Consider the following 24,872-nt stretch of genomic DNA (forward strand, 5'->3'; position numbering starts at 1 on the left):
CTGGCCTGCCGGCCCCACTCTCCGCGTTGGGCACGTTGATGCCCACATGGGAATGCCGCAGGAACGCACGATGAATCCACGCATGATCCTCGGCGCAGTTTTCCTGACAGGCGCATTGTTCGCCGGACCCGCCATTGCACAGGCACCGGCTTTGACCGACGAGGCCGCGAAGCAGGCGGCCAGAAATTACCAGCAGTATTGCGCGCTCTGCCATGGCAAGGATCGCGAGGGCCACGTCAACGACCACGCGCCCTCGCTGCGCTCGCAGTCGTTGCTGGAATCCGATCCCGGCACCATCGGCGAAGCGATCGGCTACGGCCGTCCGGGCACGCCGATGGGTGGCTATCTCAACGATGTCGGCGGCCCGCTGAAGCGCCGTGACATCGTCGACCTGACGCTGTGGCTGGCGGAGACCGCCAAGGTCAAACCGTTGGAAGAGGATGAGCATTACTTCGACCGCGTGGCAGGCAACGCCGCCGACGGCGCGAAGGTGTACCAGCAGCAATGCGTCACCTGCCATGGTGCCAATGGCGAGGGCGGCACCGGCACCGCGCTCTCCAACCCGGCGATGCTGGCGCTCACCAGCGACCGTTTCCTGCGCCATGCCATCGTCAACGGTCGCCAGGGCACGCCGATGCCGGCCTTCGCCGGCACCCTGTCGCCCGCCGACATCGACAACGTCACCGCGTTCCTCCGTAGCCGCTCGACCGGCTGGAAGGCTGACGCGCGCGAGCTGCGCAAGCCGCCGCCGCTCGGCAAGTACGTGATCAATCCGAAGGGCAAGCCACCGGACTTCGGAGAGCTGAAGGAAGGCCGTTATCTCAGCGCGGCCGTGCTCGATCGCGAACTGAAAGCGAAGCGCCGGATGATCCTGCTGGATACGCGGGTGACCTCGATGTGGCAGATGGCGCACATCGAAGGCTCGGTGCCGGCGCCGTACTACGCGAACCGCGCGGAAGTGGTGTCCAGCCTGCCTCGCGACGGCACCTGGATCGTCGCGTATTGCGAATGCCCGCGCGCCGCTGCGGACTCGGTGGTCAAGTGGCTGCGCGAGGAAGGCAAGTTCGCCAATACCGCGGTGCTGTACGAAGGCATCCAGGGCTGGGTCAGCCTGGGCTATCCGGTGACGGCGGGCGACGCCAGCAAGCCCGCTCCCTGAATACCCGTGCAGCGACCGGCAGCGAAATCACGCGTCATCGACATCGCCACCCACACAGTCGCGCCGTGGCCAAGGACGGCCACCTCCCCCAGTCAGTCGGGAACGCAGGGCCTCGTGACCAGGCCCGACAAAAAAAGCAGGCATCGGCCTGCTTTTTTGTTGCGCGCGCCGGAGCCATGTCGGAAGGTTCGCCTGGCGGCAGGCCGCGAGCGCATCGCCTATCCTCGGGCCACGCCTCCGGGATCCTGACCGCATGCCAGCAGCCGACACCACCACCCGGCATGACCTCCGCCGCTCTGTCTCGAACACGCTGAAAGGTTCGGCCGGCAATCTGGTCGAGTGGTACGACGTCTATGTGTACTCGGTGTTCGCGGTGTATTTCGAAGCGAAGTTCTTCTCGCCCGACGACAAGAACGCGACGTTGTACGTGTGGGCGATCTTCGCGATGACCTTCCTGATGCGGCCGATCGGGGCGTGGTATTTCGGCCGCTTCGCGGATCGCCGTGGGCGGCGGCTGGCGCTGACGGTGTCGGTGACGCTGATGGCGGCCTGCTCGTTCCTGATCGCGATCACGCCGGGTGTGGCGACGATCGGCATCGCGGCCCCACTGATATTGCTGCTGGCGCGGCTGGTGCAGGGATTCGCGACGGGCGGCGAATACGGAGCCAGTGCCACTTACATGTCCGAGGCCGCGATCCCCGGGCGTCGCGGTTTTCTCTCATCGTTCCACTACGTCACTCTGGTGGGCGGGCATGTGCTGGCGCAGGCCACGCTGCTGGTGATGCTGAAATGGCTCGAGCCTGCGCAGATCTCCGATTGGGGATGGCGCGTCGCGTTCGGGTTGGGCGGAATCGCGGCGCTCGTTGTGTTCTGGTTGCGGCGCTCGATGGACGAATCGCTGGACGCGGCATCGATCGACGCGGTGCGTACAGGCGCGACCAACACGTCCGGCTCCTTGCGTGAATTGTTCGTGCACCAGTGGCGGCCGCTGCTGCTGTGCTTCCTGATCACCGCGGGCGGGACGCTGGCGTTCTACACCTACTCGGTGATCGGGCCGAAGATGGTGCAGGCGCAGTTCGCCGGCGGCGACGTGCTCACCGGCACCGTGATCAACCTCGTCGCGCTGACCGTGCTCATGCTGCTGCAACCATTGGGCGGCTGGCTGTCCGACATCGTCGGGCGCAAGACATTGCTGGTGTTCTTCGGGACCGGCGGCGTGCTCTACACCTGGTTCCTGGTGTTGCACCTGCCGCAGCAGACCGGCTGGCTGCAGGCCTTCGGCGTGCTCACCCTTGGCTTCGTGATCCTCACCGGCTACACCTCGATCAATGCGGTGGTGAAGGCGGAACTGTTCCCCACCCACGTGCGTGCGTTGGGCGTGGGCCTGGGCTACGCGCTGGCCAACTCCGCCTTCGGTGGCACCGCGCCGCTGCTGTACCAGGCCAGCCTGCGCAGCGGCCACGTCGAAACCTTCGTGATCTATGCCACCGCAGTGATCGCGGCGTCGCTGCTGGTGTATGTGTGCTTCCTCGACAACCGCGGACGCAACTGGCTGGATGATGCGGACGCGATGCGCGGACGTTGACTGTTTTCTGGAATTACCCCAACGGCGCACAATGCAGACCTCACGATGACTCCGGATATCCGATGGATACTGAAACCCTGATCAAGGCTGCGCTGCGCGATGCCGGCTACCGTGCCGACGCCATCGGTTCCGCGTTGCCGCGAATCATCAAGATCCTGCAGGCGGAGGACGTGCGCATCGAGATCGGCCGCAGCCTGACGCGCAAGGAACGCGAGTACGTGCGCGTGCAACTGGAGATCGGCCTGGACGTGCCTGAAATCGTGGCGGGCCTGAAGGGCTGACGGAAGCCTGGCTTGCAAGGCGTGCTGGTGGCTTGGCCGCGCCTGAACGCGCCCGCCGTTGTTCCGGGTATGTCCGGGAGACGCATATGGTCACGACAGATCGGCTCTACCGCGCGCTGCTGATCATCGCGCTGGTGCCGGTTTTTGCGGTTGTTCATGCGCAAACGCCAACAACACCGGTGTCTGCAGCCGCCCCGGCAACCGGGGAAGGCTGGCTGCTGCCCGGCACGTTCACGCAAGGCACCTCGCTGGCAGCCCTGGAAGCGCGCTTTGGTGCCGACAACGTGCGCCGGGTGACGCCGGATGCCGACGCCCACGCCTGCGAGGCGATCCTGTTCCCCGATGATCCGGAGCGCCGCGCGCACGCGTTCTTCTACGACTGCGAGAAGCTCGACCAGCTGCGCAGCATCGAGATCCGGGACCGACAATCGCGCTGGCGCGGCAAGGGCGGCGTGCATGTCGGCATGTCGTTCGACGAATTGCGCGCCCGCAATGGCAAGCCGTTCGGCTTCAGCGGCTTCGACCAGGATGGCAGGGGCGCGGTGCATGACCAGTGGAGTCCGGCGACCGAGGATGACGCCACACTCGGCAAACTGGATGTCGAGGAGGGCGACCGGATGTACTTCGACGTGACGCTCGGTGTTCGCGCGGACGTGTCCGCTTCGGCCAGGCGCATCGTGCCGCGCGACGAGTACATTGCCAGCGGCGATTCGCGCATCCCGCAGTTGGCACCCTTGCTCGAAGTCACCGGTTTCGGTGCTTCGACCAGCCTGGATGACGAGTGGGATTGAGCGCCGCGCGCCTGCGCACAACTCACCAATCGGTCGGCGCGTAGTCCTTCAGGAACTGACCCCACACGTGTTCGCCGGTATTGATGCCGTGGATGATCGGATCGACGATGCGGGCCGCGCCATCGACGATGTCCAGCGGCGGGTGGAAGCGTTCCTCCACGATCTTGCGCGCGGCGATCTCGGCGGGATCCTCGTCGGTGACCCAGCCGGTGTCGACGCTGTTCATGTGGATGCCGTCGCCGTGGTAATCGGCGGCCGCGGTGCGCGTCATCATGTTGAGCGCGGCCTTGGCCATGTTGGTGTGCGGGTGCTTGGTGGTCTTGAAGTTGCGGTAGAACTGCCCTTCGACCGCGGAGACATTGACGATGTGCTTGTCGCGTTCCGGCGCGCGCAGCATCAACGGCTTCAATCGTGCGTTGATGATGAAGGGCGCGACCGCGTTGACCAGTTGGGTTTCCAGCAACTCGACCGCCGGCACTTCGTCCATCTGCAAGCGCCAGGAATTGCGCCCGCGCAGGTCGATCTGCTGCAGGTCCTGATCCAGGCGGCCTTGCGGGAACAGATGCGCCTGTCCCAGGAGTTCATCGGCCAGCAGCGGCACTTGCGAGAGTTCTGCGGCACGCACAAGGCCGGCGACACCGGCGATCTCGTTGCGGCCTGCCTGTAGCGATGTCGTGTCCGCGCCGGGCAGCAGGTCGGCGCTGCGCAGGCCTTCGTAATTGCCCAGCAACTTGCGCACGTCGGCGGGCATGGCCTGCAGCGCGGCGGTCTCGCCTTCCATCATGTGCGCGTAGAACGCGGGCGGGCGGCGCACGGTCTGGCAGGCGTTGTTGATGATGAAATCCAGGCGCTCGCGGGTGGCCAGCAACTGCATGCAGAACGCTTCCACGCTGGGCGTGTGGCGAAGATCCAGGCCGAACACTTCCAGCCGGTCGCCCCAGTTCTCGAAGTCGGGCTCAGCCGCGTAACGCGCCGCGGAATCGCGCGGGAAGCGGGTGGTGACGATCAGCGATGCGCCCGCGCGCAGCAGCTTCAGGCCGGCCTGGTAGCCGATCTTGACCCGCCCGCCGGTCAGCAACGCCACGCGCCCGCGCAGGTCGGCGGTCTCGGTGCGCTTGAAGAAATTCAGGTCCGCGCAGGTCGGGCACAGCTGGTCGTAGAAATGATGGATGTGCGTGTATTTCTGCTTGCAGACGTAGCAGTGCAAAAGCTCCGGCGACACGTTGTGGGCGACGGGATCGGAGGCGTTGTTGCGCGGATCGTGCAGGCCCGCGGCTTGCGGCGGGAAATAATTCGGCGTCGTGAACACCGGCTTGCGGCGCAGGGTTCGGATGCCGGTCTGGTCGAGCAGGGCCTCGGTCGCGCGCGCCTTCTCCTGCGCACGCTCGCGGGCCAGGTCCTTCGACTTGCGCCGGCGCGCACGCGGTTCCGGATGGTGGACCAGCGCCACCGCCTGCAGCAGGCGTTCGCGATCCGCGGCCGGCCACGCCTCCAGCACGTCGCGGTCGGCGATGATTGCGTCGAGCAGGGAAAGCGCGGGTTGCAGGCGGTCGTCGGGAGCTGCGGTGTCGGTGTTCATCGCCGACTCGTCATCGGGATTCGGTGTCGCGGTGGTGTTCAAGGGCGGATCCGTGTTGCGCGCCACATGGGCGATCAAAAAGAGATGGACGCGAGACTCGCGTCGGTCGATGCCCGGCATGCGGGCAGGGTGCGGTATCGCCGCGCGGTTACCAGACCAGGTCGTCGGGCACCTGGAATTGCGCGTAGTAGGCATCGTCTTCCGACGTCGATTCGGCGGCTTCGCTATCCGCGGCCTTGCCGTGGTCGAGCACGATCAGTGCCGCATCGCGTTCGCGCACCTTGTCGCCGGCGGCGCGCGGCAGCAGTTCGTAGCGGTCGCCCTGGCGCGCGATCACCAGCGCGCCGGAGGCGAGCTGCTTGCGCAGGGCCTCGTCGACCAGCAGGGTGCGGATCGCGCCATCGGCGGTGAAGCGATACTCGATGTCACCGCTGCGCGGCACCTTCTTGTCGGCGATGATCTGCCGCGCCTGCGCCGCCAGTTCGGCGCTGCGTGCCTTGACCTTGCGCTCCATCTCCAGTGCCCGGTCGCGCTCGGCCTTCTCGGCACGCACGCGTTCCGCTTCCCGCTGGATGTCGGTGGCCGCCGCTGGTGCCTTGCCGTGTTTCGCCTTGAGCTGCTCGCGGGCGACCTCGGAGACCTTGGACTTCTTGACCAGGCCCGCCTTGAGCAGCTGTTCCTGGAGCGGGTTCGGCTTGGCCATGTCGCGGTTTCGTATCGGGGATTGACCGTCCATCATACCTGCCGAGCCCCGCAGCCCTGTTCATTCCCGCGCCCATGCAGCCCTTGAAATACCTTGCCGGTTACCCGCCCACGTGCTGGAGCGGGTGCATGCGCTGATCGCCCAGGATCGGTTGGGCACCATGCTGGCGGCGAAGTACGGCCAGACCCATGCGATCCGCAATGACGGGCAGCTCTACGAGTACGTGCAGGATCTCAAGGATCGCCACCTGCGCAAGTCGGTGCCGCTGGGCCGGGTGCTGTACGACGGCAAGCTGCAGGTCATGAAGGATGCGCTGGGCACCCACACCACCAAGTACCGCGTGCACGGCGACCGGCTCAAGGCCAGCCGCGAGATCCGCATCGCCAGCGTGTTCCGCGATGCGCCCGCCGAGTTCCTGAAAATGATTGTGGTGCACGAACTGGCGCACATGAAGGAAGCCGAGCACGACAAGGCGTTCTATCGCCTGTGCACGCATATGGAATCGGATTACCACCAACTGGAGTTCGATCTGCGGCTGTACCTGACGCATCTGGAAATGCCCCGGCCCTGAGCGAGCATTTGCGCCGGGCGAATGCAGCGGCTTGGATGGATTTTCCTGGCTCAGGTACCGGGGCGTTGCAGCGGCTTGGGCTCTGCGACTTCCTCGCCGGGCTGGGCCTTGCCAGACATCTCGGCACCGGCGTCCGGGGCGAGCCGCAGCATCATCCATGCCGAACTCGCCGATACCAGGCCGACGGTCAGGAACGCGAAGGTGAAGTTGATCGCGGCGTCCATCGGCTGCCCGCTGGCGATGCTCGCCACGGTCAACGCGTAGCCGCCGATGGTCACGCCGATCGCCAGCGCCACCTGCTGCGCCATCCCGGCCAGGCTGCTGGCCTGGCCCATGCGCTCGGGTTCGATTTCCGCGTAGGTGATCGCGTTGAGGCTGGTGAACTGCAGCGAACGAAAGCATCCACTGGCCAGCAGCACCCCTATCAGCAGCGGATAGGGCGTGTCCGCGCGGAACAGGCCGAAGACGCACAACAGCGCCGATGCGGCCAGCGCGTTGGCGATCAGCACCGGGCGGAAACCGAAGCGGCGCAGGATGCGCGCCGCCAGCGTCTTCATGAACATCGCACCGGCCGCGGACGCAAAGGTGATCAGGCCGGATTGCAGCGGGTCCAGTCCGAAGCTGAGCTGCAGCATCAGCGGCAACAGGAACGGCGTAGCGCCGATGCCGATGCGGAACAGCGAACCGCCGAGCACGCCGACGCGGAATGTCGGCAGCTTCAGCAGGCCAAGGTCGATCAGCGGATGCGGGTGGCGACGCGCATGCAGCACGTACAGCGCGAGGCCGGTCATCCCTGCGAGCAGGCAGCCAACAGCGACCTCGGTGCTGACCAAGTGCCGGCCCAGGCTGGCGAAACCGAACATGGTCAGCGCCAGCCCAATCGCGGACAGCGCGAAACCGCGCACGTCGAGCGGCTTCGGTTCGCCACGCAGCAACGGGATGTGCCGCCAGGCCAGGAAAATCCCGAGCAGGCCCATCGGGATGTTGATCAGGAAGATGTAACGCCAGTTGCCGTAGGTGGTGATCAGGCCACCGAGCGGCGGGCCCATCATCGGCCCGAGCAGCGCCGGCACCGTGAGCCAGCTGAGCGCACGCACCAGTTGCGCCTTGGGAATGCTGCGCAGGATCACCAGCCGGCCCACCGGCACCATCATCGCGCCGCCCATGCCCTGCAGGAAGCGCGCCGCCACCAGTGCGCCCAGCGAGCCCGACGTCGCGCAGCCGATCGAGCCGAGCAGGAACACCCCGATCGCGACCATGAAGGTCGGGCGCGCGCCGAACCGATCCGCCACCCAGCCACTGATTGGAATGAACACCGCCAGCGCCAGCATGTAGGTGGTCAGCGCCAGCTTCAGCGCCACCGGCTCGACCCCGAAGTCCAGCGCGATCGCCGGCAGCGAGGTCGCGATGGCCGTCGAATCCATGTTCTCGATGAACAATGCGGTCGCGACGATCAGCGGCAGCAGGCGTTCGCGTTTCACTGTGCAGGGGCGGGCCGTGACGGGAATGAGCGGTCATTGTCGCCCACGCAGCGTGAGCGGCCCGGCTCGAAAGCGAGGCGCGATGCCTCAGTCGCTGCCGTTGCCCTGTTCCGGCCGCCGCGCCGCAAACCACGCGAACACCGCGGCAGTGAAGAACATCAGCAGGCTGTAGACCGCGGCGGGGATCGACATCGTCGCGTTCTGCAGCACGTTGAGGGCGATGAAGATCGCCAACGTGCCGTTGTGGATGCCGATTTCCATCGCGACGGCGATTGCCTGCCTGCGCGGCAGCCGCAATGCGCGCGGCGCGGCGTAGCCGGTGGCCATGCTGGCGAGGTTGAACAGCAGGCAGACGATGCCGATGCTGGCGAAGAACTGCAGCAAGGTGCTCCATTCCTTCACCACCGCGACCACGATCAGCAACACCAGCACCAGCACCGACAGCAGGCGGATCGGCTTCTCCATGCGGCTCGCGAAGGTCGGCGCGCGCGCGCGGACCAGCATGCCGAACGCGACCGGCAGCAGGATGATCACCGCGACCTCGATGATCTTCTGCACCGGCGGCGGCACGTACTGGCCGCTGCCGAGGAAGAGCTCCAGGGACAGGTTGAGGATGACCGGCAGCGTGAGCAGGCAGAGCACGCTGTTGACCGCGGTCAGGGTGATGTTGAGGGCCACGTCGCCGCGCGCGAGGTGGCTGTAGATGTTCGCGGTCGCACCACCCGGCGAGGCCGCCAGCAGCATCAACCCCACCGCGAGTTCCGGCGGCAGCTTGAACAGCAGCGCAAGTCCCAGTGCGACCCACGGCAGCACCGCGGTCTGCAGGAACAGCCCGGTCAGCACCGCGCGCGGATAGCGGGCAACGCGGCGGAAGTCGGCGAGGGTCAGCCCCAGGCCAAGCCCGAGCATGATCACGCCCAGCGCAAGCGGCAGCAGCAGGCTGGTCAACATCGAAGACTGCATCGGCGGATCCCCTCGCGTCGCATGCATTGGCATGCGCCCCCGGTGCAGGATCGCGTGCCTGCCACGCGAGGTGCAAGTGCGCACTCGTCGACGCGGCGATCGGGGTCGATAATGGCCGCTGCCCGAAGCCGCATCGATGCCATGACCGAGATCGCCATCCTCACGCCGGATCCCGCGGATGTTTCGCACACCACGCTGTGGCCGAAGGTGCTTGCGCGCCTGCAACGCGCGCTTGACGCGGCAGGCATCACCGTCACGCCCACGCCATGGACGATGCATGCCGATGACGCGAGCGCACTGCGCGGCTTTGCGCGGGTGTTGCCCTTGCTGGCATGGGCTATCACTTCGACCATGTGCGCTGGCTGCGTGCCTGCGCCACTTGGCAGCGCGAGGGCATCGCAATGGCCAACCCGGCCAGCGTGCTGGCGTGGAACTCCGACAAACGCTACCTGGTGGAACTCGCCGCGCGGGGTGTGGCGCTCCCGGCTACGACCTTCACCGATCATTTGCAGCAACACGTCATCGAACGGATGTTCGACGCGACTGGCGTCGACGAATTGATCGTCAAACCGGCGATATCCGGTGGCGCGTGGAAGACCGTGCGCGTGCGTCGTGGCGATGCCATCGAGCCGGGCGATGGCACCACCATGCTGGTGCAGCCCTACCTGCCGACCATCGAGCACGAGGGCGAAACCTCGCTGCTGTATTTCGGCGGCGTGCTCAGCCATGTGGTCAACAAGCGCCCGGTGGCGGGCGAGTTCCGCGTGCAGGAAGAATTCGGCGGCGTGTATCGGGTGCTCGATGATCCGCCGGCTGGTGCGGTCGCCTTGGCCGAACAGGTGCTGGCTGCGATCGATGCGCCGTTGCTGTATGCGCGCATCGACGTGGTCCCGGATGCCGATGGCCTCTGGTTGCTGATGGAAGCCGAACTGATCGAACCCGATTTCTACCTGGGCAGCGACCCGCAACAGGGTGCCGGTTTCGCCCGCGCATTGCGCGATGCCCTCAACGATGGAGCAACCGCATGAAAACCCTGCGCATCGATTTCGTGTCCGACGTGGTCTGCCCGTGGTGCGCGATCGGCCTGGCCTCGCTGGAGCAGGCGCTGCAGCGCATGCAGGGCGAGGTCGCCGCCGACATCCACTTCCAGCCGTTCGAACTCAACCCTCAGTTGCCCGCGGAAGGCGAGGGCATCGGCGAGCACCTGCAGCGCAAGTACGGCATGTCCGAGGCGCAGCTCGCCGAAAACCAGGAGCGCATCCGCGCACGCGGTGCCGAGCTCGGCGTGGTGTTCGACTTCAACGGGCGCAGCCGGATCTTCAACACCTTCGACGCGCATCGGCTGCTGCACTGGGCCGGGGTCGAAGGCGGGCAACGCGAACTCAAGCATGCGTTGCTGCGTGCGTACTTCGCCGAAGGCCGCAACGTCTCCGACCACGCCACCTTGGTCGACATCGCCAGCGCTGCGGGCTTCGATGCGGCGCGTGCCGCGGCGATCCTGGGCTCCGACGAATACGCCGCCGACGTACGCGAGGCCGAACAGTTCTTCACCCGCAACGGCATCAACGGCGTGCCGGCGGTGATCATCGAACGCAAGCACCTGATCTCCGGCGGACAGCCGGTCGAGGTGTTCGAGCGTGCGTTGCGCGAGATCGCCGCCGGTATGCCGGGCTGAATCGGCATTCCATCATGCGGAAGTGAATGGGGCTATTCGCGGTATGCGTTTTGGCGCGCGTTGCATGCCGTTTCCGCACGTCGCACTGCAGCAAGACACCGGGGACATTCACGGTATCTAGGACATGCCATCGCGTCATGACCCATGGACACGTCCGGGCATGCGCGCAGGCGTGGAGGGTCTTCGATCCATCCGCCGTCCATTCGCACCCTTGGGGAGGGTAGGCATGCTGGCATTGCTGATCGCGGCGACATTGCAGGTATCCGCGGGTTCGAGTTCCGGAATCCCCGTCACCTTCACCCAGGACGACGCCCGATGGCCGGTCGTGGTCAGCGCCAATGGCGTAGTGTCGCCGGGCAGGGATGAGCTGGTGTTGCGCCTGCGCGGCATCGAGGTGGCGGACCAGCCGGCGAACCCGAGCACGATCCCGTACAGCAGTTACCGCGTCTGCCTGGTGCGCCAGTCGAGCGGCGACACGTACGAGACCGCCGGTTGCTCGGCATCGGTGAAGATCAAGGCGGTGGCGCCGGAATCGGACAGGAGTGTGTCGCTGTCCGGCCAGAAGCTCACCATTCCTGCTCCCGGCGCGACCTCGCTGGAAGGTCATTGGCTGGTGCTGGAAATGGAGTCGCGGCCGGTGCAGGGGAAGACCTACAGCGTGGCCTCGCATTCGCAACGCTCGCTGTTCGGCGCGATCGGCAGCATGTAGGCGCACCCCGCGCCTGCAAGCCGGGCGCGATCAGCGCGGTATCACCAGCGGGATCGCGTGTCCGCCGGGGGTGATGAGGATGGCGTCGGCAATCGCGCCGTCCACGAAATCGGCGCGCACCACGCCCTCGCCCTTGCTGCCGACCACCCGCACCCGGAAGTTCGGGTCCATCCGGCCATCGGTCACGTCCACGCCGTAGCCGAAGAACGGCAGCCGGATCGAGGACACCTGGCCCACTTCATCGGCGACCACCGGATGTCGCTGGATCAGCGCTTCCAGCCGCGTGTACGAGCTGGTCTGCTGCATGGCCCACCAGGCGGCGATGATCAGTCCGCCGAGCATCGCGAGTGCGTACAGCCATTTGCGGATCCAGCTCAGCATCGGCGGCTGCCTGTGGTTGGAATGCGCCTGCGAGGGTAGCCGAAACCCGCGCGCAGGGCAGGTCGCGATGCCATGCTCAGGCACAATCGGGGCGCGCTGCACGGCGCGGAGGACAGCACGGCACATGATCGTTCCCGAACATTGGGCCGAAGCCCGCGAACAGGCCCGCCACAACGACCGCATGGTCACCGTGCGCCGCTACGGCTGGTCGGATGAGAGTGTCCATGCCGCACAGTCCCATGCGCAGGCGCGTGCCCGAGAGGCGCTGGACGCGATCCTGGCCGGCGCAGCATTGCCCCGGCGCGAACTGCGCACCAATTACGGCACCGCCGGCGTGCCGATCCGCGAGCAGATCGTGGCCCGCCACGGCGATGTGGTGATTACCCGCAACAGCTACGGCGCGTTGTGCCTGAACACGCCGGACGTGCTGTTCGCCGATGTCGACCTGGCCGAGCGGCCCACCGGTTGCGCGCTTTCCATCGGCGCATTGGCGATCATTGCGGCGGTCGCGTTCGCCGTCGGGCTGTTCGCATGGCACTGGAGTGCCGGCATTGGCCTGGCGATCGTGGCGGCGTGGAGCCTCAATCGGATCATCCTGCACCGGCAACGGGCGGCGTTCGATCGCGACGGCGGCGCGGAGGCGCGCGCACTGGCCTTGGTCGATGCGTTCGTGGCGACGCATCCGGATTGGCACCTGCGGGTGTACCGCACACCGGCCGGCTTGCGCGTACTGGCGATGCACCGCACCTTCCAGCCGCAGGACGACGATGCCGCGATGCTGTTCTCCGCGCTGCAGGCGGATCATCTGTACACGGTGATGTGCAAGGTGCAGCACTGCTTCCGCGCGCGCCTCACGCCAAAGCCGTGGCGGATCGGCATCGACCAGCGCATCCGCCCGCCGGTCGCGGCATGGTCGGCGGAACAGGCCATGTTGCCCGAGCGGCTGGCGTGGATCGCACGTTACGAAGCCAGCTCCACCGGGCATGCCGCATGCCGTTACCTGCGCTCGCTCGGCGACACCACGCGCATCGACCCGAAGGCCGAGCACGTGCGCGCCCTGCACGACGCGATGGCGGGTGCGGAGAGCGATCTGCCGCTGGCGTGATGAGCGGCGATTACTTCCGATGGGTGTAGAAGCCGTCGCCGCTTGTTCGTCGACATCGAAACCACCACGATTCCCGAGGCACCGCCATGACCCTCGCGCTCTACGGACACCCGTTTTCCTCGTACACGCAGAAGGTGCTGATTGCGCTGTACGAGAACGCCACGCCCTTCGAGTTCCGCTGCATCAGCCCGGAGACCCCGAGCATGCCGGCGAATGGCTGCGGCGCTGGCCGTTGCGCAAGTTCCCGCTGCTGCTGGATGGCGACCGCCAGGTGGTCGAGACCAGCATCATCATCGAGTACCTGCAGCTTGCGCATCCGGGTGCGGTCCGTTTGCTGCCCGATGATCCGGAGTCGGCACTGCACGTGCGTTTCATGGATCGCTGCTTCGACCTGCACGTGATGAGCCCGGTGCAAGCGGCCGTCGGAGGTGCACTGACCGGCGATGCGACCAAGCGCGACGACATGCGGGCGTTCGCGGCACAAAAGCTGGAGATGGCCTACGGCTGGCTGGAAGGGGAACTGGCCGGTCGCACCTGGGCAGCTGGCGATGAGTTCACCCTTGCGGATTGCGCGGCGGCACCCTCGCTGTTCTATGCGGACTGGACGCATCCGATCGGCGACGACTATCCGCTGCTGCGTGCCTATCGGTCTCGCCTGCTCGCGCGGCCCTCGTTCGCCCGCACGGTGGAGGAAGCGCGGGCGTTCCGTCCGCTGTTTCCGCTGGGTGCACCGGATCGGGATTGACCCGGTCGGAGTGCAGCTTGGCATGGGCTTGCCTGCATCGACATCGGCCCCATGTCGATTGCAACCTGCCCGCAAGCACATCATCGGCCCGCATGCCTGACCTCGCGTCTTCCCCACGTCGCCGTCGCTGGTGGTGGTCGCTTCCCATCCTTGGACTGACCGCCTTGACCGCATCCCTGTGTCTGCACGCCTCGATCGGCGACTACGCGAACTCCAAGCAGTTCGCCGACGGCAAGTTCCGCAACACCACGCCCAAGCCCGCCGATGTGGCGGAGCCGGGTGCCAGGGTGATGTGGGATTTCTTCTTCAACAAGCCGAACAACACCGAGCCGCACGCGCCGGTCCCGGTGCATATGCTGACCCGCGCCGAACTGGATGCAGCGCCCGACCGCAGCCTGTACCGGCTGGGCCATTCGACGATCCTGATGAAGCTGCGCGGTGGCTGGTGGCTGACCGATCCGGTGTTTTCCGAACGCGCATCGCCGGTGCAATGGGCTGGCCCGAAGCGCTTCCACGCACCGCCGATCTCGATGCAGGACCTGCCGCCGATTCGTGGCGTGCTGCTTTCGCACGACCATTACGATCACCTGGACCATGCGGCGATCAAGGCGCGGGCAGGCAAGGTCGAAGTGTTCCTGGCACCGCTCGGCGTGGGCGACCGCCTGGCCGAGTGGGGCGTGCCGCAGGAGAAGATCCGCCAGTTCGACTGGTGGCAGGGCACCGACATCGACGGCCTGCGCCTGACCTTCACCCCGACCCAGCATTTCTCCGGCCGCGGCCTGCGCGACGGCAACCGCACGCTGTGGGGTTCGTGGGTGATCGTGGATGGCGAGCGGCGCGTGTTCTTCAGTGGCGACAGCGGCTACTTCGATGGCTTCGCCGAGATCGGCCGGCGTTTCGGCCCGTTCGACCTCACCCTGATGGAAACCGGCGCCTACAACGTGCAGTGGCCGTACGTGCACATGCAGCCGGAGCAGACCGTGCAGGCGCATGTCGACCTGCGGGGGAAGTGGCTGCTGCCGATCCACAACGGCACCTTCGACCTGGCGATGCATCCGTGGTTCGAGCCGTTCGAGCGCGTGCTGGCGCTGGGTGAAACAGCCGGCATCGGCATCGCCACGCCGATCATGGGCGAACGCATCAGCATCGATGCGCCGCATGCCGGCGAGCGCTGGTGGCGGCCGGTGGTCGCGACGGAATCAGCCGCGCGCTGACGCCGGTTCGCTGCGCCCAAGCAGAAGGGTGGCGATGCCGATCGCCAGCAGCATCCCGGCGAACTGCGCGAATACGAAGCCGGCCACGTCGTCCGGGCGGATGCCGGCAAAGGTTTGCGTCAGCGACCTCGCCATGGTCACGGCGGGGTTGGCGAACGATGTGCTGGCGGTAAACCAGTACGCGGCGAAGATGTAAGCGGCGACCAGTGCAGGGATCGCCTTCGGGCGATGGCGAACGCCAAGCAGGATGGTGAGCAGCAGGCCGCAGGTCGCCACCCCCTCGCTCAACCATTGCGCGCCGCCACTGCGCACGCGCGTGCCGGGTTGCAGCAGTGCCTGCTCGAACATCGCATGGGCGAGCAGCACGCCGGCGATCGCAGCCAGCACTTGCACCACGATGTAGGCCGCGGCATGTGCGCTGCTCATCTCGCCGCGCAGGCGCATCGCCAGGGTGACCGCCGGATTGAAGTGCGCGCCGGAGATCGGGCCCAGCGTTTCGATCAGCACGTACAGCATGCCCGCGGTGGCCGCTGCGTTCGCGAGCAGGGCGATGCCGTCGTTGCCGTTCGACAGTGCCACGCCCATGATCCCGGAGCCGACCACGGCGGCGAGCAGCAACATGGTGCCGAGCGCCTCGGCCAGCAGGCGGCGATGCAGTGGCATCACTGCGCGGCCAATGCGCGCAGTTGGTCCTGCAGCGACAGCCGATCCAGCTTTTCCATCGGCAGCGCGAGCAACAGGCGCAGGCGCTGGGTGATCGCTTGTGCTGTCTTCGCGAACGCCTGGCGCTTCGCCTCGTCATCGCCTTCCACGTGCGAAGGATCGGGGAAGCCCCAATGCGCGGTCATCGGCATGCCCGGCCAGTACGGGCAGGTTTCGCCGGCCGCGCTATCGCAGACGGTGATGACGAAGTCCATCTTCGGCGCATCGGGTGCGGCATACACGTCCCAGCTTTTGCTGGACATGCCGCTGGTGTCGCAGCCGAGCCGTTGCAGTGTTTCCAGCGCCAGCGGATTGACCCGCCCCATCGGCTGGCTGCCCGCGCTGTAGCCCTTGAAGCGGCCATGCGACAGATGGTTGACCAGCCCTTCGGCGAGGATGCTGCGGGCGCTGTTGCCGGTGCAGAGGAACAGGATGTTGTAGGGCTGCGTGGTCATGGCCAGTGTCTTCGGTGGGGGAGGGTGTCAGCAGCAGGTGGATTTCGGCGCGCAGCAGGAGGCTGCGATTGCTGTCGTCGCGGGCATCGGTGCCATCGCCTGTACGTCCGGTGTGCACGACCCGCCATCGGTGGCGCAGGCGGCGTCGGCACCGTGATAGGTGGTCGCTTCGCCGAAGCTGTGGAAGGTTTCCCAGCGCGTGCCCTGCGGATCTTCGGTCCAGGTCTTGTCGGACTGCGCATAGCAACAGATGGCTGCGTTCTCGGGGATCAGCGAACCGCCTGCGGCTTCGAGGCGCTTGCCGAGCGCGACCAGTTCCTCGCTGCTGTCGACCTGCAGGCCCAGGTGGTCGATGCCGGGCGTGCGTCCCGTATTGGAGATCGCGAAATTGATCCGCGGATCCTCCAGCATCCACTTTGCGTAGTCGGGCTTGCGCACGACGGGTTCGGCACCGAACAGTTCGTTGTAGAAGCGGATGCTGCCGGCAAGGTCGGCGACATTGAGATGCACATGGAAGCGGTTCACGGCTTGGCTCCTGGTTTGCGCGGGGGCAGGCGGTCGCCGGCCCGCAGTCCACCGCGCCGGCGCAACAGTTTTCGGTGAGGTAGGCCAGCAGGGTGTTCATCTGCGGGTAGTTGGCGCGCACGCGGATGACGCGGCCTTCGCGTTCGTCGTCGACCAGGCCGGCGGCCCGCAACACGTTGAGGTGTGCGCTCAGGGTGGCGGGTGGCAGGTCGAGGAACTCGCGCAGTTCACCGACCGACAAGCCATCCGGGCCGGCCTGCACCAGTTGGCGGAACGCGGCCAGGCGGGACTCGTGGCCAAGCGCGCGGAGTGCGGAAAGAGCGGCGTCGGTATTCATGATTCCATATTTCCAGAAATATGGAATTGATGCAACCCGGGCTCGGGCGTGGATCGACCGCCTGCTAGCTCGCGCGCGCGCCGATGAAGCGCAGGCCCACGCCGGGCTCGGTGGCGATCCAGCGCGGCGCGGCGGCGTCGTCGCCGAGTTTCTGGCGCAGCTTGCCGACCAGCACGCGCAGGTAATGGGTGTCGTGTTCGTGGTGCTTGCCCCACAATTCCTGCAGCATCTGCGGCTGCGTGACCACCCGCCCCGCGTGCTGCACGAGCATGGCGAGCAGTGCGTATTCCTTGCGTGCCAGCGCGACCGGCGCGCCGTGCAGGAGCACTTCGCGCATCGCAAGGTCGATGCGCAGCGCGCCATCGTCGAACACCGGCGATGGATCGCCGGCGGCGGTGCGTGGACGCAGCAACGCGCGCACCCTCGCCATCAGCTCCTGCACGCCGAACGGCTTGGTGACGTAGTCGTTCGCGCCGGCATCGAGCGCGCGCACTTTCTCGTGTTCGTCGGCGCGCACGGTGAGCAGGATGACCGGCACCTGCGACCATTCGCGCAGGCGCGCCAGCACTTCATGGCCATCGATGCCGGGCAGGCCGAGGTCGAGGATCACCAGGTCGGCGCCATGCGCCGCCATCGCCTGCAAGCCGGCTTCGCCGTGTTCCGCGGTTTCGACCCGGTAGCCCTGCGCGCGCAGGCTGATCTCGAGGAACCGGCGGATCTGCGGTTCGTCGTCGACCACCAGCACGCGCGCTGGGACAACGGCGCTCTCGCCGGTGGATGGGTCGCTCATGGCGTGGATGGTGGTTGCATGCGCGGCAGCAGGATGCGGATGGTGGTGCCGCGGCCATCGTACCCCGGCAAGGCTTCGACGCTGCCGCCATGCGCGCCGATCATCCCCTGCGTGATCGCCAGGCCGAGGCCGGTGCCCTGGCGTCCACGATCGCCGCGCTCCACGCTGAAGAACATGTCGAAGATGCGCTTGCGCTCGTCCTCGGGGATGCCGGGGCCGCGATCGGCGACATCGATGCGCAGCACGCCGTCGATGTCGCGTGCGTCGATCGCGATCGCCTCGCCAGCAGGCGAGAACTTCGCGGCGTTCTCGATCACGTTGAAGATCGCCTGCTCGACCAGCGCGGGATGCACCCAGAGCGGGGCGAGACCCTTGGCCAGGTGGAGCTCGAAGCGCACATCGGGCTGATAGCGCTGCAAGCGGGTCGTCGCCGAGCCGATCAGCTCGTCCACGCCGATCCAGTCGCGATTGAGGGTGAGCCCGCCGTGGCCGAGGCGGGTCATGTCGAGCAGGTTCTGGATGTAGCGATCCAGCCGCTCCCCCTCCAGGCGCACGGTGTCGAGCAGGCTGTGGCGATCGTCCTCGCCCATGCCGCGGCCGTAAGTGTCCAGGGTTTCGGCGGCGCCGACGATCGCCGCCAGTGGCGAGCGCAGGTCATGCGACACCGACGACAGCAGGGCGGAGCGCAGGCGTTCGGTCTCGCCGGTGACACGCGCGTCCTCCAGGTCCGAGACCAGCCGCGTGCGCAACATCGCCTGCGCGATGTCGTCCGCCATCGCCTCCACCAACCTGCGTTGTTCGCTGCCGAAGCGGTCGGTGCCGGCTGGGAAGCGCAAGCCGACCAGGCCGGTCGCGCCCTTGTCGCCGGCCAGCGGCTGGAACCACCACTCGGCATTGCCCAGGGTGTCGGTGAAGCGTCCGGCCGGTTGCCGATGCTTGAGCGCCCAGTCGGCAGCGGCGCGATCCTTTTCGGACAGCGGCTGCTGGCCGGCCATCTCCGGTGCGACGTCGCCTGCATGCACGATGGCTTCTGCGCCGATCGCCTGCTTCAGCGCGTGCCGGCCCGCCGCTGCGACCTGGCCGAGATCGGCGGCGACCGCCAGTTGCCGACTCAATGCCTGCAGGGCGGTGGCATGCGCGTTGGCCGCTCGCAGGGCGACCACCTGCATGCGCAGGCGCGAGGCCAGCCGACCCGCGACCAGCGCGGCGGCCAGGAACAGGAATACCGTGGCGACGCCCTGGCGTGCGCCGATGAAGAAGGTGAAGCGCGGTTCGATGAAGAAGAAGTTGTAGGAGAGGAAACACAGGCCGGCGGCCAGCACCGCCGCGGCCATGCGCGTGCGCGAGGCGACCACCACCACCGCGACGATGAACACCATCGACAGGTCGTCGAGGCTGATGAAGCGTTGCGCCACCCAGGCGGTGGCGGTGGCGAGCACGGCGGCAGCCACCGCCAGTCCTGCGTCGGTACGCGTGAGCAGGGTGCCGACGTCGTGCAACGAGCGGCGCGACTTCGCCCGCGCTTCCGGCGTGCTGACGATGGTCAGCTCCAGGTGCGCGGCGCGTTGCAGCAGTTGCTGGGTCAGTGTGCGGTTGAACATGCGCGCGAACGGACGCTCGCGGGTGCGACCGATCACGATCGTCGATACGCCACTCCGGCCCGCGTGGTCGATCAGTGCATCGACGATGCTCGGCCCATGCAGCAGTTCGGCTTCGCCACCCAGTCGGCGCGCCAACGCGAACGCGCGGTCGAGCTCGCGTTGCGCAGCGTCGTCGAGCTGGGCACCGGATTGCACGCTGACCACGCTCCACGGGGCATCGCGGCGCTCTGCCACGCGCCGCGCCACCCGCACCAGGTAGTCGGATTGGCCGCGTCCGTCGATCGCCACCAGCACCCGCCGGCGCAGCGAGCTGCCGGGCAGGCCGCGCGCGGTCTGCGCCTCGCGCAGGTCGCTGTCGACGCGATCGGCCGCGGTCTGCATCGCCAGTTCGCGCAGCGCGGCGAGGTTGGAAGGCGAGAAGAACGACTGCAGCGCATGCGCCGCCTGGTCCGGCATGTACACCTTGCCCTGCTGCAGGCGCTCGATCAGTTCGCGCGGCGGCAGGTCGATCAGCTTGATGTCGCGCAGGCGGTCTAAGACGAGGTCCGGCACGGTCTCGCTGACGCGCACGCCGGTGATCCGGTGGATCACATCGTTGAGGCTTTCCAGGTGCTGGATGTTGACCGTGGTGTAGACGTCGATGCCGGCATCGAGCAGTTCCACCACGTCTTGCCAGCGGCGTTCGTGGCGGCTGCCGGGCACGTTGCGATGCGCCAGTTCGTCCACCAGCGCCACCGCCGGCTTGCGCGCGAGCAGGGCGTCGAGATCGAGTTCCTCCAGCGTGCGGGCCTGGCCGTTCGACGGCTGGTACTCGCTGCGGATGCGCGGCAGCAGTTCGAGTCCTTCCAGCAGCGCCTGCGTTTCCGCACGGCCGTGGGTTTCGACCAGGCCGACCACCACGTCCACACCCTGCTTCTTCAACTCGCGCGCGCGCGACAGCATCGCGTAGGTCTTGCCGACGCCCGGGCCGCGCCCAGGAACAGGGTCAGGCGGCCGCCACCCTGGCGTTGCAGTTCGCCGAGCAGGGCGTCGGCCTGGGCGCTGCGTTGGCTCTCCATGCGTGCAGTCTATGCGGGCGCGGCGCTGGTCAGCGCGCCAGCGCATCCAGCGCCAGGTTGAGCCGCAGCACATTGACCCGCGGCTGCCCGAGCATGCCGAACTGCGGGGCTTCCGTCTGCTGCGCGACCAAAGCCTCGACGGTGGCGATGTCGATGCCGCGCGCGCGGGCGACCCGTGCGACCTGCACTTGTGCCGCACGTGGCGGCAGGTGCGGGTCCAGTCCGCCGCCGGATTGGGTGACAAGCTCGGCGGGTACCTGCGCTGGCGCGATGCCTTCGCGATCAGCGACCGCCAAGGTCAACTCGGCGATGCGCTTGTGCAGGTCCTGATTGCTGCGCGCCATGTTGCTGCCGGCCGCCGCCATCGGATCGTAATTGGCGGCGGACGGGCGCGTTTGGAAGTAGCGTGCGTCGGCGAACGGCTGGGCGACCAGCGCGGAGCCGATGACGTGGCCGTCGCGCTCGATCATGCTGCCGGTGGCGGTCACCGGAAACAGCACGCGTCCCAGCGTGGCCCCGGCCAGCGAATACAGCAGGCCAAAGCCGAGCAGGATGACGATGGCGAACAGCAGCGGCGCGCGCAGGCCGACGTGGTCTTGCAGTGGAATGGTCGTGTTGGTCATGGACATGTCCTCAGGCACTGGCAATCAGGGGCCAATCGTCGCGGCAAGCGCGAGGTCGATCAGCTTGATGGCGATGAAGGGCAGCAGTACGCCGCCGCCGCCGTACAGCAGCATGTTCCGGCGCAGCAGCACGGTGGCGCTCGCCGGGGTGAAGCGCACGCCACGCAGGGCCAGCGGGATCAGTGCGGGGATCACCAGCGCATTGAAGATCAGCGCGGCGAGCACTGCGTTCTTGGGGCTGGACAGGCCCATCACGTCCAGCGCCGCCATCGACGGGATCGCCGCGGCGAACAGCGCCGGCAGGATCGCGAAGTATTTCGACACGTCGTTGGCCAGCGAGAACGTGGTCAGCGCGCCGCGGGTGATCAGTTGCTGCTTGCCGACTTCGACCACCGCGAGAAGCTTGGCCGGGTCGCTGTCGAGGTCGACCATGTTGCCGGCTTCCTTCGCGGCCTGCGTGCCTGAGTTCATCGCCAGGCCGACGTCGGCCTGGGCCAGTGCAGGCGCATCGTTGGTGCCGTCGCCGACCATCGCGACCAGGCGGCCACCGGCCTGCTCGCTGCGGATCCGCGCGAGCTTGTCCTCCGGCGTGGCCTCGGCGATGTAGTCATCGACGCCGGCCTCTGCGGCGATGGCGGCGGCGGTCAGCGGGTTGTCGCCGGTGATCATCACGGTCTTGATGCCCATCGCGCGCAGCCGCGCGAATTTTTCCTTGACCCCGTGCTTGACCACGTCGGACAGCTCGACCACGCCTAGGGCGAAGCGACCTTCGCTGACCACCAGCGGGGTGGCGCCCTTGCGCGCGACCTGGTCGACGCGTGCCTTCAGTTCGGCGGGCACCTCACCGCCGAGCGCCAGCACGTGGCGGCTGATCGCATCGCCCGCGCCCTTGCGGATCACACGTGCGCCGCTATCAAGGTCGACACCGGACATGCGCGTCTGCGCAGTGAACTGGATGAAGTGCGTCGTGCCGGCATCGAGCTGGTCCGGGTCCTGCATCGGCGTGCCCTGTTCGCGGGCCAGCTTGACGATCGACTTGCCTTCCGGCGTGGGGTCGGCCAACGACGACAGCAGCGCGGCTTCACGCAACTGGTCGGCGCTGATGCCGGCCAGCGCGTGGAAGGCGGTGGCCTGGCGGTCGCCATGGGTGATCGTGCCGGTCTTGTCGAGCAGCAGCACGTCGACATCGCCGGCAACTTCGACCGCCTTGCCGGATTTGGCCAGCACGTTCGCCGACAGCGCGCGGTTCATGCCGGCGATGCCGATCGCCGGCAGCAGGCCGCCGATCGTGGTCGGGATCAGGCAGACCAGCAGCGCGATCAGCAGCAGCGGATCGACCTTGACGCCGACGAAGGCGCCGATCGCCGGCAGCGTCGCGCAGACGATCAGGAACGTGAGTGTCATCGCCGCCAGCAACATGGTCAGCGCGATTTCGTTCGGGGTCTTCTGCCGGTTGGCGCCTTCGACCAGGGAAATCATGCGGTCGAGGAAGCTCTGCCCCGGCTCCGCAGTGACGCGCACCACGATCTCGTCGGACAGCACCTTGGTGCCGCCGATCACGCCGCTGCGGTCGGTGCCGGCTTCGCGCAGGACCGGCGCGGATTCGCCGGTGACCGCGGACTCGTTGATGGTGGCGAGGCCGTGGATGATCTCGCCATCGGCCGGGATCAGTTCGCCGGCGGAGATCACCACGAGATCACCGGGACGCAGGTCGGCGGCCGCGACCTGCGCTTCCGCGCCACGCATCGCAGCCGAGAAACCCTTTGCATCGGCGAGCCTGCGTGCGACCAGATCCTTGCGCGCACGCCGCAGCGATGCCGCCTGGCCGCGACCGCGCGCCTCGGCCACCGCTTCGGCGAAATTGCCGAACAGCACGGTGACCAGCAGGATCGCGGTGACGCTCCAGCCGAAGCCGGCCGGTGCCGCGCCGACGGCGGTGATCAGCGCGGACAGCAGGGTGCCACCGAGCACCACGGCCATCACCGGGCTCTTGACGATGTGCCGTGGCGCGAGCTTGAGGAAGGCATCGCGGATCGCGGTGCGCAACGCGGCGGCATCGAACACGGTCGGATGCTGGCCGCGCGGCGGCTTGGCATCGAAGGTCTGTTGGATCATGGGGTGGTTCCTCCATGCACCAGGCTCAGGTGCTCGGCCACGGGGCCAAGCACCAGCGCGGGCATGAACTGCAGCAGGATCACGATCACCGCGATCACGGTGAGCGCGAAGGTCGGGGTTTCGATGTGCAGGCTGCCGGGGCCTTCCGGCGTTGCGCGCTTGCGGGCGAGGCTCGCGGCCACCGCCAGCGGCACGATCAGCGCGGGATAGCGGCCGAGTGCCAGCACCAACGCGCAGCTGAGGTTCCACCATTGCGTGGCATCGCCGAGGCCCTCGAAACCGGAGCCGTTGTTGGCGAACGCTGAGGTGTACTCGTAGAAGACCTGGCTGATGCCGTGGAAGCCGGGGTTGGAGTTGCCGGTGAACTCCGGCATCGCCAGCGTCAGCGCGGTGAAGCCGAGCACCACCAGCGGCTGCAGCAGGATCAGCAGCGACAGCAGGCGGATTTCCTTCGCTTCGATCTTGCGACCGAACAGTTCCGGTGTGCGCCCTGTCATCAGCCCGGCCAGGAACACCGCCAGCAGGAGGTAGACGAGGAACTGCTGCAGGCCGCAACCGATGCCGCCCCAGATCGCGTTGACCAGCATGTTGCCCAGCGTCACCAGCCCGGTCAGTGGGCTGAGCGAATCGTGCATCGCGTTGACCGAGCCGTTGCTGGTCTGCGTTGTCAGGGTCGCCCACAGCGCCGAAGCATCGGCACCGAAGCGCACTTCCTTGCCTTCCATCAGTGCGGCATCGGCGGTCATCGCCGAATGGCGTTCGAGCAGCACGCTGGCACCGGTCGACAACATCGACATCAACAGCATGCTGCCGAACACCAGTGCGGTGAATTTCCTGCGGCCAGTGAACGGGCCGACCATGAACGCGACCGCGACCGGGACCAGGATGATCGCCAGCATTTCCAGCAGGTTCGAGAACGGTGTCGGGTTCTCCAGCGGTACCGAACTGTTGGGGCCATACCAGCCGCCACCGTTGGTGCCGAGTTGCTTGACCGCGACCATCGGCGCGACCGGGCCAAGCGGGATCTTCTGTTCCTTCATTCCCGCGCTGGCGTCGATTGGTGTCGCAACCGGCCCTGCTGCGAGCGTAGACGGGACGCCTTGCGAGGTCAGCAGCACGCTCCACAACAGGCACAGCGGCAGCATGAAACGCAACGTCGGACGAATGAGGTCCGCCCAGTAGTTGCCGACGTCGGCGTCGCCGGAAGCGTTGCTTGCTTCGGCTGGGCGCACGACCGCTCGCCCACCCATCAGCGCACGCAAGGTGGCGACGACCAGCGCCAGCCCCATCATCGGCGTGATCACCTGCAGGCCGACGATGCCGACCATCTGCGACAGGTAGGACAGCTGCGCCTGGCCGGAGTAGTGCTGCTGGTTGGAGTTGGTGAGGAACGACACCATCGTGTGCAGCGCGGTATCCCAGCGCATGTTGGGGATCGCATCGGGATTCAACGGCAACCAGGCCTGGGTCATGAACAGTACCCACACCAAGCCGCCGACTACGACGTTGCTGAGCGCGAACGCCTTCGCGTAGCCGCGCCAGGTCATGCCCTGCGCCGGAGTGGTGCCGAGCAGTCGATAGATCGGTCGTTCGATCCAGCCGAACACGCGATCGCCGCGCATCGGTTCATCGCGCATCACCGCGGCGAGGTAGCGCCCGAGCGGCCACCCCAGGCCGATCGCCAGCGCGACTACAAGCAGTGCTTCGGTCATCGTCGTGTCTCG

General features: G+C 67.2%; 22 protein-coding genes and 3 pseudogenes. 11 read left to right on the top strand and 14 right to left on the bottom strand.

Features of this window, described 5'->3' with window-relative positions; genetic code table 11:
- The first annotated feature begins 70 nt into the window (after positions 1-70).
- From H9L16_RS09505 to H9L16_RS09520, 4 genes are all read left to right on the top strand, one after another.
- Positions 71-1,159 (top strand): c-type cytochrome, encoded by a 1,089-nt coding sequence (locus tag H9L16_RS09505; protein WP_187551485.1) that lies wholly within the window; start codon positions 71-73, stop codon positions 1,157-1,159.
- A gap of 253 nt (positions 1,160-1,412) precedes the next feature.
- Entirely contained in the window at positions 1,413-2,744 is a 1,332-nt protein-coding gene (locus H9L16_RS09510; RefSeq protein WP_187551486.1) for an MFS transporter, read from the top strand.
- A gap of 62 nt (positions 2,745-2,806) precedes the next feature.
- Positions 2,807-3,025 carry a polyprenyl synthetase gene (locus tag H9L16_RS09515; RefSeq protein ID WP_187551487.1) on the top strand — a complete coding sequence of 73 codons (219 nt, stop codon included), beginning with the start codon at positions 2,807-2,809 and terminating at the stop codon, positions 3,023-3,025.
- Positions 3,026-3,111: 86 nt separating this feature from the next.
- Positions 3,112-3,816 (top strand): hypothetical protein, encoded by a 705-nt coding sequence (locus H9L16_RS09520; protein ID WP_187551488.1) that lies wholly within the window; start codon positions 3,112-3,114, stop codon positions 3,814-3,816.
- 22 nt (positions 3,817-3,838) lie between these two features.
- Here H9L16_RS09520 and H9L16_RS09525 read toward each other — a convergent pair whose 3' ends face one another.
- Positions 3,839-5,437 (bottom strand): SDR family NAD(P)-dependent oxidoreductase, encoded by a 1,599-nt coding sequence (locus H9L16_RS09525; protein WP_425507190.1) that lies wholly within the window; start codon positions 5,435-5,437, stop codon positions 3,839-3,841.
- Positions 5,438-5,543: 106 nt separating this feature from the next.
- On the bottom strand, positions 5,544-6,098 hold the full coding sequence (locus H9L16_RS09530) for a DUF2058 domain-containing protein (protein ID WP_187551489.1): 555 nt from the start codon (positions 6,096-6,098) through the stop codon (positions 5,544-5,546).
- 74 nt (positions 6,099-6,172) lie between these two features.
- Between H9L16_RS09530 and H9L16_RS09535 the strand changes: the two are divergent.
- A pseudogene (locus tag H9L16_RS09535) lies at positions 6,173-6,669 on the top strand (YgjP-like metallopeptidase domain-containing protein).
- A gap of 50 nt (positions 6,670-6,719) precedes the next feature.
- Here H9L16_RS09535 and H9L16_RS09540 read toward each other — a convergent pair.
- Entirely contained in the window at positions 6,720-8,150 is a 1,431-nt protein-coding gene (locus H9L16_RS09540; protein ID WP_187551490.1) for an MFS transporter, read from the bottom strand.
- Between the two features lie 87 nt (positions 8,151-8,237).
- Positions 8,238-9,113 carry a bile acid:sodium symporter family protein gene (locus tag H9L16_RS09545; protein WP_187551491.1) on the bottom strand — a complete coding sequence of 292 codons (876 nt, stop codon included), beginning with the start codon at positions 9,111-9,113 and terminating at the stop codon, positions 8,238-8,240.
- A 332-nt stretch (positions 9,114-9,445) separates the two neighbouring features.
- On the opposite strand from H9L16_RS09545, the gene H9L16_RS09550 reads away from it, so the two are divergent.
- The 3 genes from H9L16_RS09550 to H9L16_RS09560 all read left to right on the top strand — a co-directional run bounded on the left by H9L16_RS09550 (position 9,446) and on the right by H9L16_RS09560 (position 11,497).
- Positions 9,446-10,141, top strand: coding sequence for an ATP-grasp domain-containing protein (locus H9L16_RS09550; protein WP_223158133.1), 696 nt, complete (start codon positions 9,446-9,448; stop codon positions 10,139-10,141).
- Entirely contained in the window at positions 10,138-10,788 is a 651-nt protein-coding gene (locus H9L16_RS09555) for a DsbA family oxidoreductase (RefSeq protein ID WP_187551492.1), read from the top strand. The genes H9L16_RS09550 and H9L16_RS09555 overlap by 4 nt, the downstream gene beginning before the upstream one ends.
- Positions 10,789-11,014: 226 nt before the next feature.
- The gene (locus H9L16_RS09560) at positions 11,015-11,497 is read left to right on the top strand and encodes a hypothetical protein (RefSeq protein ID WP_187551493.1); all 483 of its coding nucleotides are present in this window, start codon (positions 11,015-11,017) and stop codon (positions 11,495-11,497) included.
- A gap of 30 nt (positions 11,498-11,527) precedes the next feature.
- On the opposite strand, the gene H9L16_RS09565 is transcribed toward H9L16_RS09560, so the two are convergent.
- Entirely contained in the window at positions 11,528-11,878 is a 351-nt protein-coding gene (locus tag H9L16_RS09565) for a hypothetical protein (protein WP_187551494.1), read from the bottom strand.
- A gap of 124 nt (positions 11,879-12,002) precedes the next feature.
- On the opposite strand from H9L16_RS09565, the gene H9L16_RS09570 reads away from it, so the two are divergent.
- The 3 genes from H9L16_RS09570 (at position 12,003) to H9L16_RS09580 (ending at position 14,942) form a co-directional block, all read left to right on the top strand.
- Entirely contained in the window at positions 12,003-12,983 is a 981-nt protein-coding gene (locus H9L16_RS09570; protein ID WP_187551495.1) for a hypothetical protein, read from the top strand.
- A 232-nt stretch (positions 12,984-13,215) separates the two neighbouring features.
- Entirely contained in the window at positions 13,216-13,728 is a 513-nt protein-coding gene (locus H9L16_RS16405) for a glutathione S-transferase family protein (RefSeq protein ID WP_325065068.1), read from the top strand.
- Between the two features lie 92 nt (positions 13,729-13,820).
- Positions 13,821-14,942, top strand: a complete 1,122-nt coding sequence (locus tag H9L16_RS09580) for an MBL fold metallo-hydrolase (protein ID WP_187551496.1) — start codon at positions 13,821-13,823, stop codon at positions 14,940-14,942.
- Here H9L16_RS09580 and H9L16_RS09585 read toward each other — a convergent pair.
- The 9 genes and pseudogenes from H9L16_RS09585 to kdpA form a co-directional block, all read right to left on the bottom strand.
- Positions 14,928-15,605, bottom strand: a complete 678-nt coding sequence (locus tag H9L16_RS09585) for an aquaporin (RefSeq protein WP_187551497.1) — start codon at positions 15,603-15,605, stop codon at positions 14,928-14,930. The genes H9L16_RS09580 and H9L16_RS09585 overlap by 15 nt on opposite strands.
- The gene (locus tag H9L16_RS09590; RefSeq protein WP_187551498.1) at positions 15,605-16,099 is read right to left on the bottom strand and encodes an arsenate reductase ArsC; all 495 of its coding nucleotides are present in this window, start codon (positions 16,097-16,099) and stop codon (positions 15,605-15,607) included. The genes H9L16_RS09585 and H9L16_RS09590 overlap by 1 nt, the downstream gene beginning before the upstream one ends.
- Positions 16,100-16,126: 27 nt before the next feature.
- On the bottom strand, positions 16,127-16,624 hold the full coding sequence (locus H9L16_RS09595) for an ArsI/CadI family heavy metal resistance metalloenzyme (protein WP_187551499.1): 498 nt from the start codon (positions 16,622-16,624) through the stop codon (positions 16,127-16,129).
- 148 nt (positions 16,625-16,772) lie between these two features.
- Positions 16,773-16,961: pseudogene (locus H9L16_RS16530) on the bottom strand (ArsR/SmtB family transcription factor); the annotation flags it as partial.
- 64 nt (positions 16,962-17,025) lie between these two features.
- Positions 17,026-17,751, bottom strand: coding sequence for a response regulator transcription factor (locus H9L16_RS09605; protein ID WP_187551500.1), 726 nt, complete (start codon positions 17,749-17,751; stop codon positions 17,026-17,028).
- A pseudogene (locus tag H9L16_RS09610) lies at positions 17,748-20,410 on the bottom strand (ATP-binding protein). Before H9L16_RS09610 ends, H9L16_RS09605 begins: the two are co-directional and overlap by 4 nt.
- A gap of 29 nt (positions 20,411-20,439) precedes the next feature.
- The gene (gene kdpC / locus H9L16_RS09615) at positions 20,440-21,039 is read right to left on the bottom strand and encodes a potassium-transporting ATPase subunit KdpC (RefSeq protein ID WP_187551501.1); all 600 of its coding nucleotides are present in this window, start codon (positions 21,037-21,039) and stop codon (positions 20,440-20,442) included.
- Positions 21,040-21,057: 18 nt separating this feature from the next.
- Positions 21,058-23,148, bottom strand: coding sequence for a potassium-transporting ATPase subunit KdpB (gene kdpB / locus H9L16_RS09620; RefSeq protein WP_187551502.1), 2,091 nt, complete (start codon positions 23,146-23,148; stop codon positions 21,058-21,060).
- Entirely contained in the window at positions 23,145-24,860 is a 1,716-nt protein-coding gene (gene kdpA, locus H9L16_RS09625; RefSeq protein WP_187551503.1) for a potassium-transporting ATPase subunit KdpA, read from the bottom strand. Before kdpA ends, kdpB begins: the two co-directional genes overlap by 4 nt.
- Positions 24,861-24,872: the final 12 nt, after the last annotated feature.

The sequence above is a fragment of the Thermomonas carbonis genome (genome assembly GCF_014396975.1).
Taxonomy (GTDB): domain Bacteria; phylum Pseudomonadota; class Gammaproteobacteria; order Xanthomonadales; family Xanthomonadaceae; genus Thermomonas; species Thermomonas carbonis.